Annotated in this window: 14 protein-coding genes and 6 pseudogenes; 12 read left to right on the plus strand and 8 right to left on the minus strand. The window is 68.9% G+C overall.

Going from position 1 to position 19,262, the window contains the following annotated elements; translation table 11 throughout:
* Positions 1–21 precede the first annotated feature (21 nt).
* Positions 22–780, plus strand: a complete 759-nt coding sequence (locus tag M2271_RS36650) for an MBL fold metallo-hydrolase (RefSeq protein ID WP_280891816.1) — start codon at positions 22–24, stop codon at positions 778–780.
* Positions 781–811: 31 nt separating this feature from the next.
* Positions 812–2,080, plus strand: a complete 1,269-nt coding sequence (locus tag M2271_RS36655) for a DUF4032 domain-containing protein (RefSeq protein WP_280891788.1) — start codon at positions 812–814, stop codon at positions 2,078–2,080.
* A 39-nt stretch (positions 2,081–2,119) separates the two neighbouring features.
* Here the strand turns inward: M2271_RS36655 and M2271_RS36660 are convergent.
* Positions 2,120–2,209: pseudogene (locus tag M2271_RS36660) on the minus strand (universal stress protein); the annotation flags it as partial.
* A 5-nt stretch (positions 2,210–2,214) separates the two neighbouring features.
* On the opposite strand from M2271_RS36660, the gene M2271_RS36665 reads away from it, so the two are divergent.
* The gene (locus M2271_RS36665) at positions 2,215–2,568 is read left to right on the plus strand and encodes a VOC family protein (RefSeq protein WP_280891789.1); all 354 of its coding nucleotides are present in this window, start codon (positions 2,215–2,217) and stop codon (positions 2,566–2,568) included.
* Positions 2,569–2,862: 294 nt separating this feature from the next.
* On the opposite strand, the pseudogene M2271_RS36670 reads toward M2271_RS36665, so the two are convergent.
* Positions 2,863–3,063, minus strand: a pseudogene (locus tag M2271_RS36670) (transposase); the annotation flags it as partial.
* 14 nt (positions 3,064–3,077) lie between these two features.
* On the opposite strand from M2271_RS36670, the gene M2271_RS36675 reads away from it, so the two are divergent.
* Entirely contained in the window at positions 3,078–3,599 is a 522-nt protein-coding gene (locus tag M2271_RS36675; protein ID WP_280891790.1) for a hypothetical protein, read from the plus strand.
* 10 nt (positions 3,600–3,609) lie between these two features.
* On the opposite strand, the gene M2271_RS36680 is transcribed toward M2271_RS36675, so the two are convergent.
* Positions 3,610–4,071 (minus strand): transposase, encoded by a 462-nt coding sequence (locus M2271_RS36680; RefSeq protein WP_280891791.1) that lies wholly within the window; start codon positions 4,069–4,071, stop codon positions 3,610–3,612.
* A gap of 802 nt (positions 4,072–4,873) precedes the next feature.
* Between M2271_RS36680 and M2271_RS36685 the strand changes: the two are divergent.
* The 3 genes and pseudogenes from M2271_RS36685 to M2271_RS36695 all read left to right on the plus strand — a co-directional run.
* Positions 4,874–5,326: pseudogene (locus M2271_RS36685) on the plus strand (DDE-type integrase/transposase/recombinase); the annotation flags it as partial.
* 435 nt (positions 5,327–5,761) lie between these two features.
* Positions 5,762–6,832, plus strand: coding sequence for a choice-of-anchor Q domain-containing protein (locus M2271_RS36690; RefSeq protein WP_280891792.1), 1,071 nt, complete (start codon positions 5,762–5,764; stop codon positions 6,830–6,832).
* Between the two features lie 426 nt (positions 6,833–7,258).
* Positions 7,259–8,143 (plus strand): XRE family transcriptional regulator, encoded by an 885-nt coding sequence (locus M2271_RS36695; RefSeq protein ID WP_280891793.1) that lies wholly within the window; start codon positions 7,259–7,261, stop codon positions 8,141–8,143.
* 98 nt (positions 8,144–8,241) lie between these two features.
* Here M2271_RS36695 and M2271_RS36700 read toward each other — a convergent pair.
* From M2271_RS36700 to M2271_RS36715, 4 genes and pseudogenes are all read right to left on the minus strand, one after another.
* Positions 8,242–8,946 (minus strand): annotated as a pseudogene (locus M2271_RS36700) (transposase).
* Positions 8,947–9,146: 200 nt separating this feature from the next.
* Positions 9,147–11,138 (minus strand): galactosylceramidase, encoded by a 1,992-nt coding sequence (locus M2271_RS36705; protein WP_280891794.1) that lies wholly within the window; start codon positions 11,136–11,138, stop codon positions 9,147–9,149.
* A 217-nt stretch (positions 11,139–11,355) separates the two neighbouring features.
* Positions 11,356–13,878 carry a trehalase family glycosidase gene (locus tag M2271_RS36710; protein ID WP_280891795.1) on the minus strand — a complete coding sequence of 841 codons (2,523 nt, stop codon included), beginning with the start codon at positions 13,876–13,878 and terminating at the stop codon, positions 11,356–11,358.
* Between the two features lie 384 nt (positions 13,879–14,262).
* Entirely contained in the window at positions 14,263–14,478 is a 216-nt protein-coding gene (locus M2271_RS36715; protein WP_280891796.1) for a hypothetical protein, read from the minus strand.
* A 39-nt stretch (positions 14,479–14,517) separates the two neighbouring features.
* Between M2271_RS36715 and M2271_RS36720 the strand changes: the two genes are divergently transcribed.
* Together M2271_RS36720 and M2271_RS36725 are read left to right on the plus strand one after the other, a co-directional pair.
* Positions 14,518–15,006 carry a hypothetical protein gene (locus M2271_RS36720; protein ID WP_280891797.1) on the plus strand — a complete coding sequence of 163 codons (489 nt, stop codon included), beginning with the start codon at positions 14,518–14,520 and terminating at the stop codon, positions 15,004–15,006.
* A gap of 177 nt (positions 15,007–15,183) precedes the next feature.
* Positions 15,184–15,390 (plus strand): annotated as a pseudogene (locus tag M2271_RS36725) (radical SAM protein); the annotation flags it as partial.
* A 66-nt stretch (positions 15,391–15,456) separates the two neighbouring features.
* On the opposite strand, the pseudogene M2271_RS42660 reads toward M2271_RS36725, so the two are convergent.
* Positions 15,457–15,660: pseudogene (locus tag M2271_RS42660) on the minus strand (hypothetical protein); the annotation flags it as partial.
* Between the two features lie 29 nt (positions 15,661–15,689).
* Between M2271_RS42660 and M2271_RS36730 the strand changes: the two are divergent.
* Genes M2271_RS36730 through M2271_RS36740 form a run of 3 tightly spaced genes read left to right on the plus strand, consistent with a single transcriptional unit; the run spans position 15,690 to position 19,185 of the window.
* On the plus strand, positions 15,690–17,363 hold the full coding sequence (locus M2271_RS36730; protein WP_280891798.1) for an FAD-dependent oxidoreductase: 1,674 nt from the start codon (positions 15,690–15,692) through the stop codon (positions 17,361–17,363).
* A complete protein-coding gene (locus M2271_RS36735; RefSeq protein ID WP_280891799.1) occupies positions 17,360–18,826 on the plus strand; it encodes an ATP-binding protein in 1,467 nt (488 codons plus the stop codon). The genes M2271_RS36730 and M2271_RS36735 overlap by 4 nt, the downstream gene beginning before the upstream one ends.
* The gene (locus M2271_RS36740; RefSeq protein ID WP_280891800.1) at positions 18,823–19,185 is read left to right on the plus strand and encodes a UBP-type zinc finger domain-containing protein; all 363 of its coding nucleotides are present in this window, start codon (positions 18,823–18,825) and stop codon (positions 19,183–19,185) included. Before M2271_RS36735 ends, M2271_RS36740 begins: the two co-directional genes overlap by 4 nt.
* Positions 19,186–19,262 lie beyond the last annotated feature (77 nt).

The raw sequence follows: 19,262 nt of genomic DNA on the forward strand, positions 1-19,262 counted from the left end.
GACCTCACACCCGGGACGATCATGCGGGCAGATGTGCAACAAGTAGCCGACGGCGCCTATCTGGTGCACGGCAACAACACCAACTGGGTGATCCTCACCGAGGGGGACGCCGCGACGCTGGTGGACACCGGCTACCCCGGCGACCGGCAGCAGCTTCTCGCCTCCCTGGCGGAGGTGGGCAGTTCGCCGGAGGCGGTGGAGGCCGTGCTGATCACCCACGCCCACAGCGACCACCTGGGCTCCGCCGAGTACCTGCGGAGCGCCTACGGCATGCCCGTGTACCTGCACGAGGCCGAAGTGCCGCACGCCCGCCGGGAGTTCCTGCACCAGGTGAGCGTCGGGACGGTCCTGAAGAACGGCTGGCGGCCGGGTGTCCTGCCCTGGGCCGTGCACGCGATCCGTTCGGGCGGCACCGCCCATGTGCCGGTGGCCTGCCCGCAGCCGTTCCCGGTGGCGGGCCCGCTCGACCTGCCCGGCCGGCCCATGCCCGTGCCCACGCCCGGCCACACCGACGGTCACGCCGCCTACCACCTCCCGGACCGGGGCATCGTGATCTCGGGCGACGCCCTGGTCACCGGTCACCCGACCGCCCGGGCCAAGGGCCCGCAGCTGCTGCCCGACATGTTCCACCACGAGCAGACCCGCGCCGTGGCCTCGCTGGAGGTGTTCGAAGGGCTGGAGGGCGACCTGCTGCTGCCCGGACACGGTCCCGTGCACCGCGGTCCGGTCCGTGAAGCGGCACTTCAGGCCAGGGAGCGCGCGCGCTCTAAGGTGGAGTGACGATCACCGGCGAAGCAAGGACAGTCGACCCATGGCCCTGCAGATCAGCGCGACCAACCCGGAGCATCCCGTGCTCCTGCTCGAACTGCCGTGGCACCTCCCCCTGGAGGAGTGGCCCGACGAGTACCTGGTGCCGCTGCCGCGCGGTATCTCCCGCCACGTCGTGCGCTACGCCCGGGCCGGCGACGAGGTGATCGCCGTCAAGGAACTCGCCGAACGCCCCGCGCTGCGCGAGTACGAGCTGCTGCGCGACCTGGACCGGCTCGGCATCCCCGCGGTCGACCCGCTGGCCGTGGTCACCGGACGCGCCGACGCCGACGACGCTCCCCTGGAGCCGGTGCTGGTCACCCGGCACCTGGGCGGCTCGATGCCGTACCGGTCGATGTTCGAGACCACCATGCGGCCGACGACCATGCACCGGCTGATGGACGCGCTGGCCGTCCTCCTGGTGCGGCTGCACCTCGCCGGGTTCGCCTGGGGCGACTGCTCGCTGTCCAACACGCTGTTCCGGCGGGACGCGGGCGCCTACGCCGCCTATCTGGTCGACGCGGAGACCGGCGACCTGCATCCGCAGCTCAGCACCGGGCAGCGGGACTACGACCTGGACCTCGCCCGGGTGAACATCAGCGGCGAACTGCTCGACCTGGAGGCGTCCGGGGCGCTGCACCCGTCCGTGGACCCGATCGAGTTCGGCATGGAGATCTGCGCCCGCTACGGGGGCCTGTGGGAGGAGCTGACCCGCAGGTCCGTCTACCCGGCGGGCAAGTACCACTTCATCGAGCGCCGGATCCGCCGCCTCAACGAACTCGGTTTCGATGTGGCCGAGATGCAGATAGAGCACTCCTCCAACGGCGACACGGTCACCTTCGTGCCCAAGGTCGTGGACGCGGGCCACCACCAGCGTCAGTTGCTGCGGCTGACCGGCCTGGACACCGAGGAGAACCAGGCCCGCCGACTGCTCAACGACCTGGAGAGCTGGATGGCCACCCAGGACGACTACGCGCCGGACGACCCCCTGGCGGCCCGCCCGGAGGTGCTCGCCCACCGCTGGGTGCGGGACGTGTTCCGCCCCACCGTGCGGGCCGTGCCGCTGGAGCTGCGCGGCTCGATGGACTCGGCCGAGATCTACCACCAGCTGCTGGAACACCGCTGGTACCTGTCCGAGCGGGCCCAGCACGACATCGGGCTCGGCACCGCGGTCGAGGACTACATCAAGAACATCCTTCCCAAGGCGCGGGAGACGCTCCAGCCCAGCTCCGCCATCACTGACTCCACCATCACTGACTCCCCTGTCGACTGACTCCGCCGTCGACTGACTCCGCCGTCGACTGACTCGGACGTCGTGCGGCACCACGGCCACCGGGCAGCCCGCGTGGTGCAGCACGCCATGGGCCACCGATCCGATGGGGGCGCCGACCGCCGTACAGTGCCACCATGCCTTTGGAATGGGAACAGGTCATCGTGGACGCGGCCGATCCGGCGGCGTTGGGTCGCTGGTGGGCCGAGGCGCTCGGCTGGGTGGTCGTGGAAGACCTCCCCGACGAGTTCGAGATCCGCCCGGAGAAGGACCGCCTGCCCGGGCTGCTCTTCGTGCCGGTGCCGGAGGGCAAGACCGTCAAGAACCGTCTCCACCTCGATTTCCGGCCACAGGACCAGGAGGCCGAGGTGTCCCGGCTGCTCGCCCTCGGGGCACGGCAAGCGGACGTGGGCCAGGGCGCCCAGCCGTGGGTGACGCTCGCGGATCCCGAGGGCAACGAGTTCTGCGTGCTCGGCCCGCGCCGCGGCTGATCAGGGACGAGGCTCATCCGGCTGCGGATGACGCACGCCGCGGCGGGGCCGACCGCGTTGACCGTTTGCGCCCGGTCATGTAGTCGGAGCGCACCGTCTCCGGTATCCCGGAGCGAACCGGGAGGATCGAACATACGATGGCCTGGAGCCGGTGCGGTGGCTGAAGGGCGATGTTGCCCGCCGTGCCGTCGGTCCGACCTCGGGGTGGGAGACGTATGGCACAGGCCGCGGACGCAGCGCGGACCGTCATCTTGACCGTGGTAGAACCGACGGGATTCCTCACACCTTCGGATGCAGCGCAGAGGTGTAGAGGACACGCTGGAGCCGCCGGTTGTACCGCTGCGGGTGCCGGAGGTTGCCGCTGACCTTGCCGGGTTTGCGGGGAACGGGTGCGACCCCGCCGAAGCCAGCAAGGCGATCCGGGGTGTCGAAGACATCCATGTCGCCATCCGCGGCCGCCAGGAACTCGGCGCCTAAAGCGAATGTCGGAAGTGCCTAGGTGGGCTGATGTGAGTGGGCGGGGGCGGAGATATCGATATGTCGGACCGGTCGAGTTGCAGGCTGCGGTTCGGCCTGGTGACGGCGGGCGTCGGATCGGCTCGGCGGCTGACTTCGGTGGCTGGATCGTGGAGCAATCGGTGGCGGAGCTGGCCGAACCGTTCACTTTCGTGGTCGGTATGGACGGTGTGCTTCGGCTGGCGCCGCGGCGAAGTGAGCACGTGGCCTGTGCCGGCGGAGACATGGTTCTGGGTGCCGGCGAGATCAGCTTCATGCGCGAGGCAGACCGGTGGACTGTGAGCGAGGTCAGCAACCAGTCCACCGGGTACTGCCCGGACGTCAGCTCCTGGGCGGAGGTCGCCTGTGCTCTGGACGCTGTAGAGCTCCTGCGGCCATCAGACTTCACCCATGAGGTGGTCTTCCGGCGGTGTCCCGACTGCCAGGAGCACAACGTCGTGCGCGAGGACGATTTCGTCTGCGTCTTCTGTGGCAGCGATCTGCCCGCGGTGTGGAACGTGGATCCCACCGCGTGACGGCCGAGGGTCACAGCCACTCGCTGATGGCGGCGACGAGGACGACAGCGAGCCTGTCGTAGCGCGTGGCGACAGCATGTTGTCTCTTGAGGCGGTTGATCCCGCACTCGACCGCAGGGCGCTCGTGGTAGTCGGTGGGGTCAAAACGCGGCGGCCGGCCGCCGCGGGAGCCGAGCTTTCGGCGGTTGCGTGCCAGGTCAGCCTTGTCCAGGATGGTGCACCGGATCCTGCGGCGGCGCAGGTAGGCGCGGTTTTTGCGGGAGGCGTACGCCCTGTCCGCCCACACCCGGTCGGGACGAACGCGTGGCCGTCCCGACCCGATGCGAGGCACGCGAACCTTCTCCAGCACCGGCTCGAACTGCGGCGAGTCTCCACGCTGCCCTGCTGTCACCACGGCGAGACTCCCTTCTGGACCAGCCATGAGGCGCAGGTGTGGACTCTTCACGATCTCGCAGGCTTCCTGCGACGCCATCAAACGCTCCGTGGGAGTCAGTCAACTTATAGCCCCTCGTGTGACGGTGAGCCCCCTGCCCCAGGCAGCTCAGGGCAAAGGGCGGATCAGCGTCGGCGGGACACGTACCGGCCACTACTCGATCAGCATGAAACAGCAAGCGCCCCGCCAGGCCGAAGCCTGACGGGCGCTTGTGCGAGACGATCAGTCTTCACGAGCGGACAGGCCGTTCTCAGACCTCCCGGGGATCTTGCTGGTCGAGCGCAGCCAGCACGCGAGTCGGATCGTCGATCAGATCGAACAGGCCGCTGGTCCGTCGCGCCCACTGCTCTGGATCCTCTTCCTCCGCGAACGCCGCGGCCGACGCGAACTGGTCCTGGAGGTTGACCGGCAGTCTGCCAGCCAGGGACGCACCGAGCTCTCGGCCCAGGACGGCTCCGCGACGATGGCGGCCGCAGGAAGCGGGCCGGCTTGCCGGTCGCCGGGACGGCGGTGCCGCTCACTCCCTCGAGAGCCGCGACGGCATCGCGCACCCAGCCGCCATCCCAGGTGTCGGGGAGCGGAACAGCGATCCGCTGAACGCCGGCGATCGCGTCCCTCCCCAGCGCGAGCGAGAGCCCTCCCGGATCCTCGTGGTAGTTCAGGTAGCGGGCGACGTCGACGCCTGGCGGGCAGACCGCCCTCGACGCACTGCTCGAGCGCCTCGCCGAGGTCCCCACCCCCGCCGGCCCCAGCCCCCGGGACCTGAACCGACCGACCGCCTCCCGCCTGCTTCCGATCATCGAGGTCCGGCAAGGCACCCAAAGCTGAACCCACAGGTCACAGATTCCACAGAACCGCGTTCGTCATCGACGTCTTCTCCCGCATGGTCGTCGGCTGGCAGGTCGCCACCAGCCTCTACACCGACCTCGCCCTGGATGCCCTGGACATGGCCGTCTGGAGACGCCGCCACGTCGGCGCCGACCTGACCGGCCTGATCCACCACTCCGGCAGGGGCGTCCAATACCGAGCCATCCGTTACACCGAACGACTCGACGAGGCCGAGGCCGAGACCGTGGCCTCCGTCGGTTCCAAGGGCGACTCCTACGACAACGCCCTGGCCGAAGCGTTCAACAGCCTCTTCAAGGCCGAGCTGATCCGCAACAAGGCCCCTGGACCGGCATCAACGATGTCGAGATCGCCGTCGCCGAGTACATCGACTGGTTCAACCGGCGACGCCTCCACGGCGAGCTCTGGCACGTCACCCCCACCGAACACGAAGCCGCCCACCGCCTGACGGCCGAACCCCCAGCACCACTGCAGAAAACCAGCTAACCGACTCTCCACGAAACCCGGGCTTGACACTGTCCCATCCTTGTCCGGGACAAGACAAAGCGCTGGCCCTGGCCAGGCCGGACAGCGTAGCGGCTGTCCGGGACAGTGGACTGTACTGTCGCGGGCTGAGCCACTCCCGGATACTTCTGGTGGGGAGAGAAAAGCTCCCTCCCCACCAGAAGTGGGGGGGAAGATGATGCGTATGTGGTTCAAGAGATTCTCACTGGTCACGGCCGTCCTTGTCGCTGTTCCCAGTACGGCCGCCGCGAGCTCGGCTGGAACCGAGGCTGAATCCATAGCCGGGACCACGTACTACGTCGACGCCCGGGCCGGTGACGACAGAAACAGCGGAACGAGTTCCACGGCACCCTGGGCAACCCTGAGCAGGATCAACGCAGTGACGCTTGCCCCCGGCGATGCGATCGCGTTCCGGCGCGGCGAGAGCTGGACCGGCGCCCTGAGCCTGACCAGTAGCGGGACAGCGGAGGCTCCAGTCACGCTGACCGAATATGGCGATACCGAGGCGGCCCCGCCGACCATCGACGGGGCGGGCGTCTGCGTCACCGTGCACGGTTCCTACTGGCGCATCAGCGGCTTACGCGCCACCGACTGCTACTGGGCGGGCTTTGAGGTCCGGGGCACTCACAACACGCTGGACTCGGTCACCGCCGACCACAATGTCGCCGGGGTTGTCATCGGCCCGGGCGCGGACCACAACACCCTTCGGGACAGCGAACTCACCGACAACAACAAGATGAGCGTGAACACCCCGGGCGGCGACGACGACTCGGGCGCTTTCGGAGTCCTACTCAACGGCGACGACAACACCGTCACCGGCAACAGCATCACCGGCTCGCACGCCATCAGCTACGACTACGGTTTCGACGGCGCGGCCGTCGAGGTCTACGGTGGCGACCGGAACCGCGTGGAGTACAACACCACCCGTAACAACACGACGTTCACCGAACTCGGCCATGATGCCGGCGAGACGGCCGACAACAACGTCTTCGCCTACAACGTCGTCACCTCCGAGCACGACGTCGCCGGATTCCTCGTCACGCGCGGTGCCGACGTCGGAACCGGACCGGTCAGGCACACCGTGGTGGTGAACAACTCCGTGAACCTCCCGGGAGACGAGACCCAGGGATGGGTCTGCTACGCGGGCTGCTCTCCGGACATCCTCATGCTGCGCAACAACGTCGTCCAGGTGGGCGGTAAGACTGGCTACGAGGACGGCACGGGCGCCGACGAGGACCACGGCGTATACAACGGCGTCCAGACCCAATTTGAACCCGGCCCGAACTCCGTCGTGGCCGACCCGCTGTTCGTCTCCGCCACCGACCTCCGCCTGCTCCGGGGCAGTCCCGCCATCGAGCGGGGCGTCGGGGTCGGCTACACCACGGATCTCGCGGGCGCCCCGGTCCCCGCCACGCAACCGGACGCCGGGGCGTATCAGCACCGCCCGTGACGATCAGCAGAGGAGGTCGGCACCCGCCATGCCGAGGTGCTGAATTGCTCCGCCGATGAGGACCAGCGGCAGCCGGGAGGTCCCATGCCCGGGCGGTGACCAGGCCGTCTATCGTCGTGCCCACACCGAGGGGCCGCGTCTGTCGCGCAGCGCTCGGCCGCGCCTTTCGGCTGCGGGCCGGTCGCCGCACGCCCGGCCGGCCTTCTTACGCTGCCTTCAACTCCACCCGCTCCAGGTCGATCCCCGACAGCCCCTGCTCCGGGGCGGGGTGGTCGGGGGCCTTGTCGGGATCGAGTCCCGGATAGCGGGGCATGGCGGAAACCGCGGTTGCCGGTTGCGCCAGGCCGAAGCAGGATGCTGTTCATGGGGAACTTGGGGGAGTTGTCGCCGTACGCAGCCCAAGACGCTGCCGGTTTTGTCGAGTCGATGAAGCAGCTCAAGGAACGTTCGGGCTTGACGTATCGCGAATTGGAGGAGGAGGCTGCCCGAAACGGCGAGGTACTGGCGCGCAGTACATTGGCCGACGTCATGAGGCGAACGAGCCTGCCGCGGCCCGACGTACTGGCCACGTTCATCCGCGCGTGCGGTGGCGAGAGGGAAGTCGGTACCTGGCTGGACGCCAGGGACCGGATCGCCGCACAAGCCGCGGCCCTCACAGCATCGGGGGCCGGAGGTGAGGTTGCGGCTCAACCGGAGACCCAAGAACCCACGGCCCCGCGGCAACGCCGGCCCAAGCGCCGCACCCTCGCGTTCGCGACCGCACTCACGCTGCCGCTGATCGCCATAGCGGCCTGGGGGTTACTCCCCCACGGCTCCAATTATCCGGGCGCACCGACTGCTCCGGCCGCCGCTTCCAGCGCTCCCGCCGACGGCTGGGTCACTATCCACCCCGCCCGTACGCCCGACCTCTGCCTGACCGACGGACGCGACCGCGACGGCGCCTACGCCAACGCCATCGCCGTCCAACTCCCCTGCGCCCAAGCCACCGTGCCACGCACATACCTCGAACCCGCCGGCGAAAACCTGTACCACATCCAGTGGCACCACCCCCAAGAAGGGAAGGGATGCCTGACGATCATGAGCACCGGTCCGGTCAAGGGCATGCTCGAGCCCCGCAACGACTGCACCCAAGCCACCCTGTTCCGCCTGGAACCCACCGCCGGTGACAGCACCAAAGGTTCCCGGATCCGCCCGGCCAACAGCAGCCAGTGCATCGGCATAGCCGATAACGACACCACCGAAGGAGCCGAAGCAATCGAGGAACAATGCACCGGCGCAGCCGACCAGCGATTCATCATCCGGACGAGCTGAGCACCCCCACCGCGGTCGGCCTTGGATTCCGAAATATTAAGACCGTGTCCTACATGGTCGGGTGTGTCAACTTAACGGCTGATCTTGGTTGTTGAGGTTCAGTTGTTGGCCGGGGTGAGCCGGCCTTCGAAGGCGATCCGGAAGGCGTTCAGGGGTGCCTTCCAGCGCATGGTCCACCTCTTGCGGCCCTTGCCGGTCGGGTCGAGGCTCATCAGCGCCATGTAGATGCACTTGAGGGCGGCGGCCTCGTTGGGGAAGTGTCCGCGGGCGCGGACGGCCTTGCGTATCGAGGCATGCGAACGATCTCCTTCCGGGGCGTTCGCAACCATCGATGGAATTCAAGCGCGGTCCAGCGGCCGGTTCTGCCATTCGGCCATGCCCTCCATCACCTGGTCGGTGATCGTGGAGATAGTCTGCTTGGACACCTCGGCCCCATACACCTCCGCCAGATGTGCGGAGATCTCGCCGTGCGTGAGTCCTTTCGCGGACAGTGACAGCACCATCTCGTCCACCCCGGTCAGCCGGCGCTGCCGCTTCTTGACGATCTGCGGCTCGAAGGTCCCGGCCACGTCCCGGGGCACCCTGACCTCGACCGGGCCGACGTCGGTCAGCACCGTCTTGGCGCGGGTGCCGTTGCGGCTGTTGCCGTTGTTCTTCCCGGCCGGATCGTGCTTCTCATAGCCGACGTGATCGGTGATCTCGCCCTCCAGGGCGGACTCCAGCACCCGCTTGGTCAGCTGCTGCAACAGCCCACCCTCACCGGTCAGTTGCAGGCCCTCACCGCGGGCCCCATCGACCAGCATCGCGATCAACTGCTCGTCCGACTGGCAGCACCGACCGACTCAACTGCAGGTTCTTGCTCGATCGTCATCTCACTCACTTGGCGTCTCCATGATCAACAGATCCGCCGTTGATTAGACACTCCCGGACCGCGGGGCCGGCCGCCTTGGCAGGGCCGGGGGCCGCCGGTCCGCAACGGATCGGCGGCCCCCGGGCGCGAGAACTACCGCGCGGCTGTGCCAGTGCCGCCGCGGTTCGCAGTGACCGTCAGGTCGTCGAACTGGGACGTGGTGTACGAGTCGAGGGCCAGCCCCACCTGTCCATGGTCGTACGTACTGTCCGTGACCTGGGCGAGCGTGGTCCTGTCGATGCGCGCGGTGATCGTGTCGCCCGAGAAGCCGAGCGAGAGCCGGTGCCAGGTGTCCGCACCGGCGCCGGGCAGGGTGCCATGCGCCAGGACCCGGGCCGTCTTGTCGGGTTGGATGACCTCCAGGGACCAGGCGCCGGTGTCCGACAGCTTGAGGTAGTAGCCCTCCCACACATTGACCTTGCCGGTGCCGACGAGATTGAGCTGGTTCACGACCCGGCCGAGCAGGGACGCCGTACCCGTCTGATCGATGCGGGTCTTGGCGGACACCGTGTAGTCGCTCCACTGACTGTCACCAACCAGAGTGAGCGGACTCGGCACCCTGGACCACTTGTTGGGCTGGACCGTGATGACCTGCTGGAGACACTTGCCGGTGCCTCGGGTGCCGCCGGCCGCCTGGGCCCCGGAGGCGCAGGATGCCGCCTCGAAGGCACCTTCCATGTCGGAGAGATAACGAGGTGTGGTGCCCGTCCGGTAGGCGTCGAAGCTGTCGCGGTAGGGCAGGGCCATCGTCCGCGTGGCCGGTGCCCTGGAGACTGCCCGGCTCTTACCGCCGGGCATGGTGGTCAGCGTGGTGACAGTGCCCGGTTCGAGGGTGACACGGTGAGCGCCCGTCGCGTCCGAACCCACGTCGGCGCCGCGGACGAACCAGTCGGCGGAGTCGGTTGACCCCAGCGTGGTCGACCAGCGGCGCAGCGCGCCGCGCGGAAGCTTCCCAGCGGGCGTGACGCTGACGCTCTGCGGCGCCGTGGCGCCGGTGGTCTCGAAGACCGTCGTGTAGGCCGGCTTGCCTCCCGGGGAGCGCAGGGTCACGTAGGTGCCGCCGCCGTCGAGATAGCCGCTCGCGGAGTCGACATAGCGCCATCCGGGATGGGTGAACTGGGCGGTCTGAGCGATCGTCCACAGCGTCGGGCCCAGTTCGTAGTGACCGTTCCAGGGTTCGTTGGCCCGCAGCAGACCGCTCCCCTGCATCTGCACGGTCGGGTACCAGGCGTACGCCGCGGGCCAGTTGATGAAGGCAGTGATGCGAGAGTCGACGTACTCGTGATTCATCTCCGCGGCGAGCCGGGGGGCACCCGTGAGGTAGTTGTTCCAGCCCGACTCGCTGGCGAAGAGCGGCTTGTCCAGGTCGAGGGCGTCCTGCGAGCTGGAGCAGTGGACGGCGGAGCACGGATAGTGGATGCCGACGACGTCCGTGGCCGCGTCGAAGGCGGGGTCGTTCTTCATGTCCGTGGCCACCTGCCACCCGGCATTATCGGCGGCCACTACCTTGACCTTGCCGTAGCCGCTCTGGACGAGGCCCTTCTTGAGCTTTCCGTACCAGGCGGCGTCCCAGCCCTTCTCGTTCCAGCCGCCGAGGTAGTCGACGCTCAGCCCGTGCTGCTTGGCGCAGCCCAGCCACCGCGTCAGATAGCCAACGTTGTCGTCCGACCAGAAGCCGCCGTCGAACCAGCCGGGCACGCCCCATTCGAGGCCGTAGAAGCGGATCTGCGGATTGCGCTTGTGGGCCTGTTCCATGAGCCACCACTCGTAGCCGCGGTCGCAGTCGACCTTGGTGGCGGTGCGCATGTGGCTGGGTTCGGCTCCGTTGCTGGAGTTGGTGTCCGCGCCGATCTCCACCTTCAGGATCTGCAGCGAGGCGCCGTAACCCGGCTTGAAGAGGTAGTCGAGGATTTGGCTGCGCTGCGGCTCGGGGTAGTCGACGAGCAGCCTCGACGTGCCGCCGCCTCCGCTGATGGCGCCGACGCCGTCGAAGGTGCGCCCGGTGCCGGCGCTGTCCACGGTGATCCGCTGGGTGGTGGGTGTGGTGGACTGGGCATGCGCGGCGGACGGAGCGACGACAGCCATGCAGGACACCACCAGAGCGCACACGGCCCGCACGGCGCGGGTGCGCGACCAGCGCTCTTGAGGCCTCCGGCTTGAGGCTCTTGAGGTTTTGGGAATTCTTGGAGTTCTTGAGGCGTGGAACATGCGGCTCTCCTTGTTCACGGCAAACGCACCGAGGTCGGCGGACCCGGCGTGAGCGACGGACTCGACGTGGTCGTGAAGTACTCGGTCGCTCGCGTCACAGCTCGACGCGGCTGCGGCCGGCGGGCACCTTGCGCGCCCTCGTCCGGCCGCCCGGTACGGATACCTCGACGCGCGCCGGTCCGTCGGCGTTGACGTCGAACGAAGCGTCCGCGGCGCCGAGTACGAAATTGCGGACCGCGACCCGGGCCCCACTCGCCCGGAAGACGGTGTGCCCGTCGCGGACCAGCGTGGTCCTGTCCGGCCCGGCGGAAACTGCGTAGGTGTGCCCGCGCAGGTGGACGTTGGCAAGGGTGTTGGTGCCCGGCAGTGCGAGGCTGCCGAACATGATCGCCGAGGGGTCGCCACCCCAGGGGTTGTCGGAGATGAGCTCGTGCAGGCCCTGCACGGCCATCGCGTTCGACCAGGAGTAGGTGCGCCAGGCGGTGTCGACGGCGGAGCCCATGACGGACTGGCCGGGATCGGGGTCGAACGACTCGGGGAACCAGCCCTCCTTGTCCCAGGCATCGAGGTACATCGCGGTGCTGCGGGCGGCGAACTGCCCTGCCGCTTCGTCGAATCCGTACCGCTTGACGCCGTCGTACACGGTGAAGTTCATCGGCGGCCATACGGCGCCCAGCCACTGCTCCGGGGCGGAGTTCTCGCCGTACCGGTCGAAGTACCTGAAGTGCTCGGAGCCGGGGTGCACCGGTCCGCCGGTGCAGTAGGCGGGGTCGTTGCGGGCGACGCTCGGGATGACGTGATCCCCCCAGAACTCCTCGGGATCGAGCAGGTGTTCCTCGACCAGGATCCGCGCGCGGTCCCGGGTGGCGAGGCCGGCGAAAAGCGGGTAGAAGACGGTCGGTGTGACGACCTCGTTCCATGTTCCGTCGAGGTAGCGGCTCAGGTAGAGGCCCTTCTGCGGGTGCCACAGCCGGGTGTTGAGCAGCCGCTTGATCGTCGCGTGCTGGGCGGCGAAGCGTGCTGCGTCCTGGGGGCGGTCCAGCACCCGGGCCATCTTCGCCAGGGTCTCGGCCAGCAGCGCGTAGTAGGAGTTGAGCGCCACGTCGGTGAGGTCGGTGTTGTCCCGGCGATCGCCGCTGCCGCCCTGCTTGGCCACGCGGTGGTAGGCGGCGTAGACGGGGCTGTCGTCCAGGCCCAGGTGGTTGCCCCGGCCGCCGATCCGGTCCCCGAAGTAGGGGCTCTCCAGCAGGCCGTCCTTGTCCGTGTCCCACTCCGGCAGGAGGTCGTGGAAGGTCACGAGCGCGGGGTACGCCTTCTCCAGCACTGTGCGGTCGCCGAGCTTGGTGTACAGCCGCCACACGGCGTACGCGTGCATCGGACCGGAGTTCTGCTGGTCGTAGCGCGGCCCTCGTAACGCGACCTGATTGGGCGGGGCCGGGGCGTCGAAGACGTCCGTCTCGTGCTGGACGGCAAGCTCGCGGCTGACGAGCGCCGCGTCGACACAGTCAAAGGCCGAGTCCCATCCGGTGAACAGTCCGCCTCCCCCGCCCCATCCCCACAGGACGTAGTTGCACAAGTGGTCTTTGTCGTAACTGGTGTTGAGGGACAGCGCGTCACGGACGGCGTCCGCCGCCCGTCCGACCGATCCGGAGCCCGTGAGGTTGCTGTCGCGGACGCGCGCCTCGGCGGCGGCGAGCGCCCGTTCCACCTCGTGCGCCTCCGCCGGATCGTCCTTTTGCGGACGCGCACCGACCCGGGCGGTGAACGTGATCGTCTGTCCCCTGGCCAGCCGGTGGACAAGACCGGCGACAACGTTGCCAGCGGCTCCGGTGCCGCCGGTCACGGCAGCCGTCATGTCGGCGACCGAGGCATAGCAGCCGGCACTGTCGGCGGGTTCGCCGGGAGAGAGCCGGATGTGCCCGCTCAGTTCCGCATCGAGCAGTCCGGGCGCGCTGCCGATCACACTCCGGCCGTCCAGCGCGAAGGCCGCCGACTCGCCCCAAGGGGTGCCGAGTTCGAGTACGACGGTCGTGTCGTCGTCGAGCGCGGTGACGGCGCCGACGAGGCCGCCGCCGTCGGCGGTGCGCGCGTAACGCACCTGTATGGTGCGCTTCTGCTGCTGCGTCTGCGCGTACTTCTGTTCCAGCTGCGGCAGTTTGACCGTAGCATCGGCGACCGCGCTCTGCGACCACTGCTGCGGATGCGCGATCACCTCGCGCAGCGCTTCGAGATGGGCGGGCATCACCGTACGGTCGTCGGTGCTGACGCGGACCTGTTTGTACGCGCCGTCCGGCGCCATGGGGCCAATGCGCCACAGGTAGTTGGTCATCTTCTCGCGGATGAGTCTGCCCTGAGCGGTGAGCAGGCCGACGCGCAGCGCGAACCGGGACTCGCCCTCTCCGACAAACAGCGCGCCGGTCCAGTCCTGTTCCTTGACACCGGGCATGGCGAACGGCCGCTTGTGCGTGGGATACGGCAGGGTCGCCGTGACGTCCGCCGCCGGTGCCGGGGCAGAGCCGGGGACGGCCTGGGCGGGGCCGGCGCTCGTGGTGAGAGCGAGAACCGAGCCGCCCAAGCCGGTGGCGCCGACCGTTGTGAGGAAGTTACGTCTGGCCATCTTTTGACGCGTCACGTGGAGAGGCCCTTCTTCGCGGAGCGGGTACGGGTCGTCGTGAGGGCTTGTCCCCTGCCACCGTCCGACGGCAGCAGGCGGCTGCGGGTCGTGCGCGCGCCTTTCAACCGGTCGTGGTTCGATATCCCGAACTTCTATCGGAATGTCGACCACCTGGTCACGACGGGAGTATGAACGATCACAGGGCACTGTCAAGACCCAGCGATCACACAGAGCGCGGACAGCGAGCGTCCACGGGGCGGGAAGTGAGACGGCGCCGCTCATCGACAGCAGCGGGGACCGCACTCTGGACCAGGGCTTCGGCGTAGTCGCCGGGCGTCCGGCTCATGACGGTCCGCCAGGTTGGTCGGATGTTCCAGGACCCGCGCATCAACCCGGACCCGCCCGAGCACACCCGCGTGCGCAACCTGGTCTCGCGCTGACCAGGTCGTCGCCGGGGTGCGCGCGGCGGTGGGAGATGTGCGCGGCGATGTAGCGGTTCATCTCCGCCATCGCCGCCCGGATCTCCTCGGGCGGAAATTGCCTGACGGACAGGAACGTCAGCGAAGCCCTGGCCACCGCCCGGGAGGCCGGCTGCACCGGCACCCGCATCCTGCGGGCGATTCGCAGTTCTACAACGCCGGCGTGATCGCCGCCTGCCGCCGGGCCGGAGCCCACTTCTCGATCACCACCGGCATGAACCCGTCCATCAAACGGGCCGTCCTCGCCATTCCCGCCGAAGCATGGCAGCAGATCACCTACCCGACCGCGGTGCCAGACCCCGAAACCGGTGAACTCATCTCGGACGCCGAAGTCGCCGAGATACCCGCCTACACCGCCTTCACGAGCCGCAAGAAGAGCGAGCAGGTCACCGCCCGGCTGATCGTCCGCCGGGTCCGTGACCTCGCTAAACCCGCTGTCATAGGTGAGCAGGGCGAACTGTTCCCCGTCTGGCGCTACCACCCGTTCTTCACCGACAACCCCGCCCTCGCCCACCTGCCATCAGGACACTTTCACGCCAACGCCGCCTGGCTCACCCTGTGGGCCATGACCTACAACCTGCTGCGGGCCACCGGCGCGCTCTGTCAAGCCCCGGGTTTCGTGGAGAGTCGGTTAGCTGGTTTTCTGCAGTGATGCTGGGGGTTCGGCCGTCAGGTGGTGGGCGGCTTCGGATTACCGGTGTGGGGGCTTCTGAGGCTCATGCGGGTGCGGGGCAACCACCTTGCAGTCATCATCTCCGCCTTTGTATGAGTGGCCTTCACCGCTCCCCATCTCGTCGGTTCGCACCCCTCCCCGGGCACGGTCGTCGCGGAGCGGCGCCTGGACGTCGTGCGGACCCTGGGCGAGCACGGCATCGGGTTCGGGGTACTGATAGCGCCGGTGATCCCGTTCCTGAGCGACCGGCCCGCGCAGCTGCGGGCCACCGTCAGGGCGATAGCCGCCTCCGGGGCCACCTCCGTGACGCCCCTGGTGCTGCATCTGCGGCCCGGCGCGCGCGAATGGTTCATGGCCTGGCTCGGACAGCACCACCAGCACGTCGCCCGGCCGTCCGAACGCGCCGGTCTCCAGGTCGGACAGCAGCTTCTCGAAGTCGTCGCGGATCTTGGTCGCGAACTTGGAGGCGCTGCCCGTGTCCTTGTACGCCTCGCCCCACGTCCACGGCCCGTGCTCCTCCTCGGCCGTGAGGTTGTCGCGGTGCTGGTCGGTGATCGATCGCGCCGCCTTGCCCTTGCCCTTGCTGACCCGCAGGTACTCACGTGCTGCCCGGATCGCCGTTGCCGTCGCCATGGCCCCTCCCCGTCACGTACGGTCGTTCTATGGCACCTGAGAGGTCTACCGTAGGTGTAATCATGACCGTGGACGACGACCCGGGAGTCTCCCGGGCCGTCGCCCGCGACCTGCGACGCCGTTACGGCGAGTCGTACCGGATCGTGCGTGCGGAGTCCGGCGAGTCCGCGCTCCAGGCGCTGCGCGAGCTGAAGCTGCGCGGCGACCTGGTGGCGGTGATCCTGGCGGACTACCGGATGCCGCAGATGAACGGCATCGAGTTCCTGGAACAGGCCCTGGACGTGTATCCGGGTGCGCGGCGGGTGCTGCTGACGGCGTACGCGGACACGAACGCGGCGATCGACGCGATCAACGTCGTCGACCTCGACCACTACCTCCTCAAGCCGTGGGACCCCCCCGAGGAGAAGCTGTACCCGGTCCTCGACGACCTCCTGGAGGCGTGGCGGGGCAGCGACTTCCGCCCGGTGCCCGCCACCAAGGTGGTAGGCCATCGCTGGTCGGCACGCTCGTCGGAGGTGCGGGAGTTCCTGGCCCGCAACCAGGTGCCCTACCGCTGGTACTCGGCCGACGAGCCCGAGGGGCGGCGGCTGCTGGCCGCGGCCGGGCAGGACGCGCAGCGACTGCCGCTGGTGATCACCCCGGACGGCACCGCGCTGGTCGAGCCGGATACGTCCGAGCTGGCCGCGCGAGTGGGTCTGGCCACGACTCCGGCGGCGGACTTCTACGACCTCGTCGTCATCGGCGGCGGTCCGGCCGGGCTGGGCTCCGCCGTGTACGGGGCCTCGGAAGGGCTGCGGACGGTGCTCGTGGAGCGGTCGGCGACCGGCGGTCAGGCCGGACAGAGCTCCCGTATCGAGAACTACCTCGGCTTCCCCGACGGCGTGTCGGGCGCTCAGCTCACCGACCGGGCGCGACGCCAGGCGGCGAAGTTCGGCGCCGAGATCCTCACCGCACGCGAGGTGACGGGGCTGGAGATCAACGGCTCCGCGCGGGTCGTACGGTTCTCGGACGGCTCGGCCATCGCCGCGCACAGCGTGATCCTGGCGACCGGAGTGTCGTACCGGCAGCTGAACGCTCCGGGCGCCTTCGACCTGACCGGCTGCGGGGTGTTCTACGGCTCGGCGCTGACCGAGGCGGAGTCCTGCCAGGGTCACGACGTGTACATCGTGGGCGGCGCCAACTCGGCGGGACAGGCGGCGATGTACCTGGCCCGGGGCGCCAAGTCGGTGACCCTGCTGGTACGCGGGGAGTCGTTGTCGGCCTCGATGTCGTACTACCTGATCCAGCAGATCGAGGAGGCGCCCAACATCTCGGTTCGGTGCGGCACGGTCGTCGAGGCCGCGCACGGCTCCGAGCACCTGGAGCAGCTGACGCTGCGCGACGTGGAGAGCGGACGCACCGAACTCGTCGACGCGCAGTGGATGTTCGTGTTCATCGGCGCCGCCCCGCGCACCGACTGGCTGGACGGTGCCGTGCTGCGCGACGACCACGGGTTCATCCTGGCCGGACCCGACCTGACCCCCGACGGGCGGCCGCCGACCGGCTGGGAGCTGGACCGGCCGCCCTACCACCTGGAAACCAATATTCCGGGCGTGTTCGTCGCGGGCGACGCGCGCGCCGAGTCCGCGAAGCGGGTCGCGTCCGCCGTCGGAGAGGGAGCCATGGCCGTGATGCTCGTCCACCGCTATCTGGAGCAGTCATGAGCGGGCGGCTGATGCCGTGCAGCCCGCGGGAGATCGGGGCGCTGTTCCTGTTCGAGAAGCTCACCCCCGAGCAGTTGGGGCAGCTGTGCGGCGCGGGCCGGGTGGAGAAGTTCGAACCCGGCCCCGTCTTCACCGAAGGCGAACCCGCCACCTGCTTCTACGTGATGCTCGAGGGCGCGGTCGTGCTCTCCCGCCGGGTCGGCGGCGACGACGTGGAGGTCACCCGGACCTCCCAGCCCGGGGTCTACTCGGGCGCCATGCAGGCGTATCTGGGTGACCGGGTGCCCCAGGTGTACGTCAACTCGATACGTGTCACGGCACCCTCGCGCTTCTTCGTGCTGCCCGCGGACGCGTTCGCGAGCTTCATGCAGGAGTGGTTTCCGATGGCGGTGCATCTTCTGGAGGGGCTGTTCTTCGGGTCGAAGAACACCCAGCGGGCCGTCGGGCAGCGCGAACGCCTGCTGGCGCTGGGGTCGTTGTCGGCGGGGCTCACGCACGAACTCAACAACCCCGCGGCGGCGGCCGTCCGGGCGACCTCGACCCTGCGGGAACGCGTCGGCAAGATGCGGCAGAAGCTGCGGGTGATCTCCGCCGGCTCCTTCTCGCCGGAGGTCCTGGCGAACCTGATCGACATCCAGGACCGCACCGCCGAACGCGTCGCCAAAGCACCCACGCTGAGCCCGTTGGAGGCCTCGGACCGCGAGGACGAGCTCACCGACTGGCTCGACGACCACGACATCGCCGAGGGCTGGCGGATCGCGCCCACGTTCGTGCAGGCGGGGCTCGACGTCGACTGGCTGGACCAGGTCGCGGCAGCCGTGGACGAGGAGATCCTGCCGAGCGCGGTCGGCTGGCTCAACTACACGGTCGAGACGGAGCTGTTGATGGACGAGATCGCGGACTCCACCACCCGCATCTCGCACCTCGTCGACGCCGCCAAGCAGTACTCGCAGCTCGACCGGGCCCCCTACCAGGTCGCCGACGTGCACGAACTCCTCGACAGCACGCTGGTGATGCTGTCGGGCAAGATCGGCCCGCGGATCAAGGTCGTCAAGGAGTACGACCTCACGGTCCCGAGGGTGCCGGCGTACCCGGCGGAGCTCAACCAGGTGTGGACCAACCTCATCGACAACGCGGTCCACGCCATCGACAGCACCGGCGGGGAAGGCACGTTGACCGTGCGGACCGCGCTCGACCACGACCGGATGCTGGTGGAGTTCCGGGACACCGGACCCGGTGTCCCCCAGGAGATCCGCGGCCGTATCTTCGACCCGTTCTTCACCACCAAGCCGGTCGGTGAGGGCACCGGGCTGGGCCTGGACATCTCCTGGCGGATCGTCGTCAACAAGCACCACGGCTCCCTCCAGGTCGAGTCCGAACCGGGCGACACCCGCTTCCAGGTCCTGCTTCCGCTCACCGCCGCGGAGCCCGACACCGACACACCGTCCGAGGAGACCGTATGACCAGCGACAACGGAATCGACGGCCTCGACGCCACCACCCCGCCGAGCGGCGCCGGCTGCGTGGAGTGCGATGCGGCCGGCGGCTGGTGGTTCCATCTGCGGCGCTGCGCGCAGTGCGGGCACATCGGTTGCTGCGACTCCTCCCCCTCCCAGCACGCGACCGGCCACTACCAGGCCACCGGGCATCCCCTGGTGCAGAGCTTCGAGCCCGGCGAGGGCTGGTACTGGAACTACGCGACCGACGAGCTGTACGAGTCGGGGCCGGAGCTGGTGCCGCCGGCCAGCCATCCGGCGGACCAGCCCACGCCGGGCCCCGCGGGGCGGGTGCCGGACGACTGGGCTCGGGCCTTGCGGGGGTGAGCGCCGGGGAGCGGGTCCGGGCGGAGGCCGTTCTGAGATCCCGGGCCAGTGCCGCGGCGGGCCATGTGTGCCCCGCC

Origin of the sequence: Streptomyces sp. LBL, from assembly GCF_029893585.1 — a bacterium.
GTDB lineage: Bacteria > Actinomycetota > Actinomycetes > Streptomycetales > Streptomycetaceae > Streptomyces.

What these genes read in the sequence shown, in the direction of transcription:
- M2271_RS36650 (WP_280891816.1), top strand. Translation starts at nt 22, where the DNA reads ATGCGGGCAGATGTGCAACAAGTAGCCGACGGCGCCTATCTGGTGCAC.
- M2271_RS36655 (WP_280891788.1), top strand. Translation starts at nt 812, where the DNA reads ATGGCCCTGCAGATCAGCGCGACCAACCCGGAGCATCCCGTGCTCCTG.
- M2271_RS36665 (WP_280891789.1), top strand. Translation starts at nt 2,215, where the DNA reads ATGCCTTTGGAATGGGAACAGGTCATCGTGGACGCGGCCGATCCGGCG.
- M2271_RS36680 (WP_280891791.1), bottom strand. Translation starts at nt 4,071, where the DNA reads ATGGCGTCGCAGGAAGCCTGCGAGATCGTGAAGAGTCCACACCTGCGC.
- M2271_RS36695 (WP_280891793.1), top strand. Translation starts at nt 7,259, where the DNA reads ATGAAGCAGCTCAAGGAACGTTCGGGCTTGACGTATCGCGAATTGGAG.
- M2271_RS36705 (WP_280891794.1), bottom strand. Translation starts at nt 11,138, where the DNA reads ATGGCTGTCGTCGCTCCGTCCGCCGCGCATGCCCAGTCCACCACACCC.
- M2271_RS36710 (WP_280891795.1), bottom strand. Translation starts at nt 13,878, where the DNA reads ATGGCCAGACGTAACTTCCTCACAACGGTCGGCGCCACCGGCTTGGGC.
- M2271_RS36730 (WP_280891798.1), top strand. Translation starts at nt 15,690, where the DNA reads ATGGCACCTGAGAGGTCTACCGTAGGTGTAATCATGACCGTGGACGAC.
- M2271_RS36735 (WP_280891799.1), top strand. Translation starts at nt 17,360, where the DNA reads ATGAGCGGGCGGCTGATGCCGTGCAGCCCGCGGGAGATCGGGGCGCTG.
- M2271_RS36740 (WP_280891800.1), top strand. Translation starts at nt 18,823, where the DNA reads ATGACCAGCGACAACGGAATCGACGGCCTCGACGCCACCACCCCGCCG.